Genomic DNA, 5,505 nt, shown 5'->3' with positions numbered 1-5,505 from the left:
GCGCGATCTCGGGCGCGAGGAAGCCCGCGAGCCGCGGCACGACCAGTGCCGGTACGGCCGGCGGCGCTGCCGTCGGCGGGGGCGCCGTCTTCAGCGACAGCAGGTTCGCGAACACCGGGTCGGATGCGCTGCCCAGCCGATGGCCGAGGAAGAGCTGCAGCAGGATCAGGATGACGGCGGCAGCGGCGGCCATGATCCACACGGGGACCATGCGCCACAGCGGCTCGCCCTTGCCGCTGGCGCCCTTCCAGTGCGGCGACAGCTCGGCCTCCACGGGTGTCTTCTGCTGCGCGATCAGTTGCAGCAGGCGTTCGCGCAGCACGTCCAGCTGGCTGCGGCCGTTGTCGATGACGCGGTAGCGCCCTTCCAGCCCGAGCGCCAGGCACAGATACATCAGCTCCAGCGCGTCGACGTTGTCCTTCGGTGCCTGCGACAGCTTTTGCAGGATCAGGAAGAATTTCTCGCCGCCGAACGCCTCGTTGTGGAACGCGACGAGCAGGCTGCGGCTGGCCCAGACGCCGCCGCCGCCCCAGGGCGTCGACGAAATGGTCTCGTCCAGCAAGGTGCACAGCGCGTAGCGCGCGGCCGCGATCTGGTCGTGCTGGACCTGCGCGGCCTTCGCGGACGCCTCGAACGTTTTGATTGCCTGGATCAGCTGCATGCGCAGTGCCTCGACGTCCGGATGCGACGCCATGCGGCGCAACGGCGGCACGAGGTCGAGCAGCGGGTTCGCGGCGCGCACGAGCGGGTTGAGGCCCACGCCGTGCAGCTGGGCGGGGCCCGCGCTGCGCGGCGGCTCGAATACCGGCGTGGCCGGCGGCTGGGATGGCGCCGTGCGGCGCCCGCCCGGTGTGGGCACCAGTACGGTGCGGTCGGGATCCTGCATCGGGTTGGTGGGATCGCTCACGTTGCAGCCCTCGTCAATCTAGTCAGTCTGAATTATTTGCGGATCGCCCAGAACTCCATCTGCAGTCCCGGGTACTCGTTCGGGATGTGCATCGCGAAGCCGACGGAGTTCTGCAACTGGGCCCAGTGTTCGCCGGCCTTGTCCAGTTCGAAGTACGTGTAGCCGGCGTGGAACGGCAGCTGGCGCGGCGCCACGGGCAGCGCGCGCAGGGCGATGCCCGGCAGCTGCAGGTTGACCAGGTCGCGGATCTTTTCGATCGACCCGATCTTGACCATGGCCGGGAACCCGCTGCGCACGGCCTCCGGCGGCATGTGCGCGTTCACCGCGAGCACGAACGTGGCGGAGCGCAGCAATTCCTTGTCCGGCACGACGGCCACGCGGATGCCGAACTGGCGCTCTTCCAGGGTGAGCGCGACGGCGCGCGGGTCGACGACGAGCGACAGCGCGGCGCGCACGTCCTCGATCAGCGGCGCGAAACTTTCGCTCAATCTGTCGTGGCGATACACGGGATAGGTGACGGCGCGCTTGTCCGGGCGGCTGAACGTGGACAGCTCGCCGGCCAGCTGCGCCAGTTCCGCATACAGGCGTTCCGGATGGAGCCCCGTCATGCCGGCCAGGTGGCCGAACAGCGGCAGGCTGCGGTTCAGCAGTTGCAGCATCAGGAAGTCCGCGATCTCGGCGGCGCCGGCGACGCCCGGCTGGCTCAAACGCCCCGCCAGTGCCTGCGCGCGCTGATTCAGCAGGCCGACCAGCTCGTCCGCGAAGGACGACAGGCGCGGCGCCACGCGGAAGTCCAGGCACGGCGGGCAATAGGCCGGATCGAGCACGACGCGGTTGTCCGGCCGGCGCTCGATCACGCGCGCGATGCCGAGCGTCGTGTAGGCGTTGGCGACGTCCTTTTCCAGCGCCACGCGCAGGCGCAGGCTGCCCACCTGCATCAGCGCGCTGTTGTCGAGGCCATTGCTGTCCATCGCCTCGTAGTCGACGGGACGGTGGCGCGCGAAGTCGTCCGGGCCGTCTTCGATACTCGTCTCGGCGATGCCCGGCCGGCGCAGCGGCAGCGCCAGCACGATCAGCGCGTCGCGTGCGTCCTCGGGGACGTCGAGCGGCTCGGGCAACGCGCCGTCCTGCGGCAGGTTCAGCGTGGTGCCGTCCGGGAGCACGGCACTGGCCGCCAGCAGCGCGAGCTTGCCCTGCGCCAGCAACTGTTCGTCGATGACCAGCTTCGTGAAACCCCACGCGTAGGCGCGCACGCCCACGACGCGTTGTTCGATGACGCTGTGCAGGTAGCGGTCGTGCTGTTGCAGGTGCTGGGGCTGCAGAAGCATGCCTTCGGACCAGATGACTTTACTATTCCAGGACATTCGTAGGCAAAAGTTGGAGTGTCGGTTGAAGGGACGTCAGCGGCGCGTCTGGCGCAGCCGCTCGACCTGTTCCTCGTAGGCGTTGCCGAAGGCTTCGCCGAACAGGCGGTGGAAATCGCTGTCCGCCTCGCCGGCCATCTGCGTGTACAGCTCGACCATGCGGTCCCACATCTTGGCCTTGCGGTTCGATGCGAGCACCTTGTCCATCACGGTCGGCACCTGCAGTCTCGCCTCGATGGCGGCCGGGTCGAAGCGCGCCAGCACGCCGGCCAGCGCCGCACGCATGCCGGCCATGATCGCCAGCTCGTGCGCCTTGAGGTCGTCGAACGCGCCGGCGAACGCGCGCGGCGGCGGCATATAGCCCGGCATCGTCCCGTTGATCATCTGCGTGAGCGCGCTGTCGGCGTCGGGGAAGAATTTCAGCGGGTTGTTGGCCTGCGCGCCGATCATCGTCATGTCCAGGCGGCTCTCGCGCTTGGTCATCGCACGGCCCATCAGCACGCCCATCGTGCCGGCCGTTGCTTCGCGCAGCATGGCGCCGGCCAGTTCCGCGATGTCCTCGGCGCTGCGCTTCGTGTTCAGTTCCGTCAGGCCCAGGCCGCGCATCAGCGCCTGGATGATGGGGTCGTCCGCGGCCGTGGCACCGGACGCACGCGCGGCGGGCGCGCGCGTGGCCGGTGGCTGGGCCGGCATCGGCCGTGGTGGTGGCGGCGCGAACGATACCGGCGCGGGTGCGGGCTCGGCGAACGAAGGCGGTTCCGACGGCGCAGGCGCGGGCACAGCGGCTGGCGCGAACGCTGTGACTTCCCCTTCGTCGACGGGCATGGCGGGCGGCAGCGGCACGACCGGCGGCGCGGCCGGCACCGCGACAGGTGCGCTCTGCACGCGCGGCGGCAGGAAGTCGGCCAGCGGATCGTAGTCGTCCGGGATCGCCACCGCCGGCACGGCCTGCGGCTGCGGCTGCGGCTGCGCCACGGCCGGCGGCGCCGCGAAATTCGGCACGGTCACCGGTTCGGGCGCAGGCACGAATGCAGGCGCGGGCGGCGGCGCGAACGGCAGCTGTTCCGGCGGCACGTGGTCGCTCTCGGCGCCGCGCCAGGCCGGCACCGTGGTGGGCGCAACCGGCGCCGGGCTGCCGAACAGGTTCAGGCCGAGCGGGTCGAAGCTCGGATTCAACGGATCGCCGCCCACGTCGAGGATGCCGGCATGGGCCAGCGAGTCGTCCGGGTCCATGGGCAGCGCCGACATGACGGCGGCGGGTGCGGGCGCAACCTGCAGCGGCGATGGCGGCAGCGGTGCCGGGGTGAACGCCGTCGCCTCGCTTTCCACGCTGGCGAGCAGCTGGTAGTCGCCGATGATGACGCGGTCGCCGTCTTCCAGCTGGACGGAGCGGCCGGCGCCGACCGGTCGGTCGTTCACGAGACTCGGGTTGCTGCCGAYGTCGACGAGCCAGAAGGCATCGTCGCGGTATTCGATGCGCGCATGCAGGCGCGAGATGTATTTGCCGGGATCGTCGAGCACCAGGTCATTGCCGGGCGCACGGCCGATGGCACCGCCCAGGCGGTCGAAGCGCCGCGTCAGCGCCTGGGCCGGCGCCGCATTGCGGTACGTGTAGACGCTTAAAGTGATGGGCATGTGAATCCGCAGTACGGCATGGTCGTCGATCGATTATACAGTTGCATTTTGGTAAAAACCAAACATCAGCCCTTGCCCACGTCCTTCAGGAAGCGCGCGCGTTCCTGCGGGTCCGGCAGGTTCTCGGCCAGCAGCCGGTAGAACTCGTCGGCATTGCCCGTCATCTTCGATGCGCGCTTGGCGAGGACTTTCGCGATCGGACCCACGTACACGGCCAGTTTCATTTGCGCGGCCTCCATCAGTTCCGGACTCAGTTGCAGCAACGTGGGCATGCCCGTCATCTGCGTCAGCTGCGTGGCCGGCCGGCCCGTGCCCGTCTGGCTGCGGCCACTCATGGTCGACAGCGTGGACAGGCCGTGCTTCTTCTTGATCTCGCGGAGGCTGTCCTGGAACTGCACGCGGCCCGCGTCCGAACCGATGTGCGGCAGCAGCCGGTTGCACAGATCGTCCAGGTCGATGGCGTCGCGCGCGGCGTTCTTGAGTACCAGTTTCGCCACGGGGCCGATCTGCGTCGACAGAGCCGTCTGCAGGTCGGGCGCAAGGCCCTGCAGCCATTCCGGCGCGGCGGTGAGGCTCGACGCGCTTCCCGTGCCTGCGGCCTGGCTGCCGTGCTGCGACGTGCCCGCCGGGTTCGCGGGCCGCGCCGGCTCGGGCGACTCCGGCCGCTGGAACGCGAGCACGGTCCGTTCATTGTCCTCGTCGGTCAGGGGCACGCCGCCGGTCTGCTGCATGTAGGCGGCGTTCAGCGCATCCAGGAACGCCTGCGCACCTGGATAGCGGTCCTCGACGCGCTTGGCCATGGCCTTGGCCACCACCGTGTCGAAGGCCGGATTCAGCCCAGGCTGGCGCTCGCTGGGGCGCGGCGGATTCTCGTGGATGATCTGGTGCATGACGGTCGACGCCGGCCCGCTGAACGGACGCACGCCCGTCAGCATCTGGTACAGCATGATGCCGACGGCGAACAGGTCGGAGCGGCCGTCCACCGGCTCGCCTTTGAACTGTTCGGGCGACATGTAGCTGGGCGTGCCGATCACGGCGCCCACCTGCGTCAGGGTGGACGACTCGATCTTGGCGATGCCGAAGTCGGTGATCTTGACCTGGGCATCGCCCGTGATGAGGATGTTGGCCGGCTTGATGTCGCGGTGGACCACGCCGCGGGCATGCGCGTAGTCGAGCGCGCGCAGCAGCTGCGTGATGCAGGTGATGCTGGCCGCGAGGTCCATCGGCACGTCCTTGACGAGGAACGTGTTCAGCGGCGTGCCATCGACGTATTCCATCGCGATGTACGTCGTGTTGTTGTACGTGCCGAAGTCGTACACGGCGACGATATTGGGGTGCACGAGGCGCCCCGACGCCTGCGCCTCGTTGCGGAAGCGCGCGACGATGTCCGCTTCCTGCATGCCGTCCAGCAGTTCGTGCCGGATCGTCTTCAGGGCGACGATGCGCGCGATGTCGGCGTCGTACGCCTTGTAGACGACGCCCATCGCGCCGCTGCCCAGCACGCCGTCGATGCGATACTTGCCGATTCTGTCCAGTGTTGCCATGTCTTTTTCTACTTTAAGAACACCTCGAAAAACCGTCGCGAGCGGCCGCAGATTT

At 68.8% G+C, this 5,505-nt stretch carries 4 protein-coding genes; all 4 read right to left on the bottom strand.

The annotated features are described in order from the left end of the window. A partial coding sequence (icmH, locus tag AC1DYX_RS27000) for a type IVB secretion system protein IcmH/DotU (protein ID WP_477264621.1) occupies positions 1–907 on the bottom strand: 907 nt, incomplete at its 3' end. A 32-nt stretch (positions 908–939) separates the two neighbouring features. After that, positions 940–2,271 carry a type VI secretion system baseplate subunit TssK gene (gene tssK / locus AC1DYX_RS26995; RefSeq protein ID WP_477264619.1) on the bottom strand — a complete coding sequence of 444 codons (1,332 nt, stop codon included), beginning with the start codon at positions 2,269–2,271 and terminating at the stop codon, positions 940–942. A gap of 36 nt (positions 2,272–2,307) precedes the next feature. Further along, the gene (gene tagH, locus AC1DYX_RS26990) at positions 2,308–3,906 is read right to left on the bottom strand and encodes a type VI secretion system-associated FHA domain protein TagH (protein ID WP_477264617.1); all 1,599 of its coding nucleotides are present in this window, start codon (positions 3,904–3,906) and stop codon (positions 2,308–2,310) included. Between the two features lie 65 nt (positions 3,907–3,971). Next, positions 3,972–5,450, bottom strand: coding sequence for a serine/threonine protein kinase (locus AC1DYX_RS26985; RefSeq protein ID WP_477264615.1), 1,479 nt, complete (start codon positions 5,448–5,450; stop codon positions 3,972–3,974). Positions 5,451–5,505: the final 55 nt, after the last annotated feature.

The organism is Massilia sp. P2_C2 (genome assembly GCF_056404615.1).
The sequence above is the reverse complement of the archived record's forward strand: the minus strand, read 5'-3'. Positions and strand labels throughout refer to the sequence as shown.

What these genes read in the sequence shown, in the direction of transcription:
- tssK (WP_477264619.1), bottom strand. Translation starts at nt 2,271, where the DNA reads ATGTCCTGGAATAGTAAAGTCATCTGGTCCGAAGGCATGCTTCTGCAG.
- AC1DYX_RS26985 (WP_477264615.1), bottom strand. Translation starts at nt 5,450, where the DNA reads ATGGCAACACTGGACAGAATCGGCAAGTATCGCATCGACGGCGTGCTG.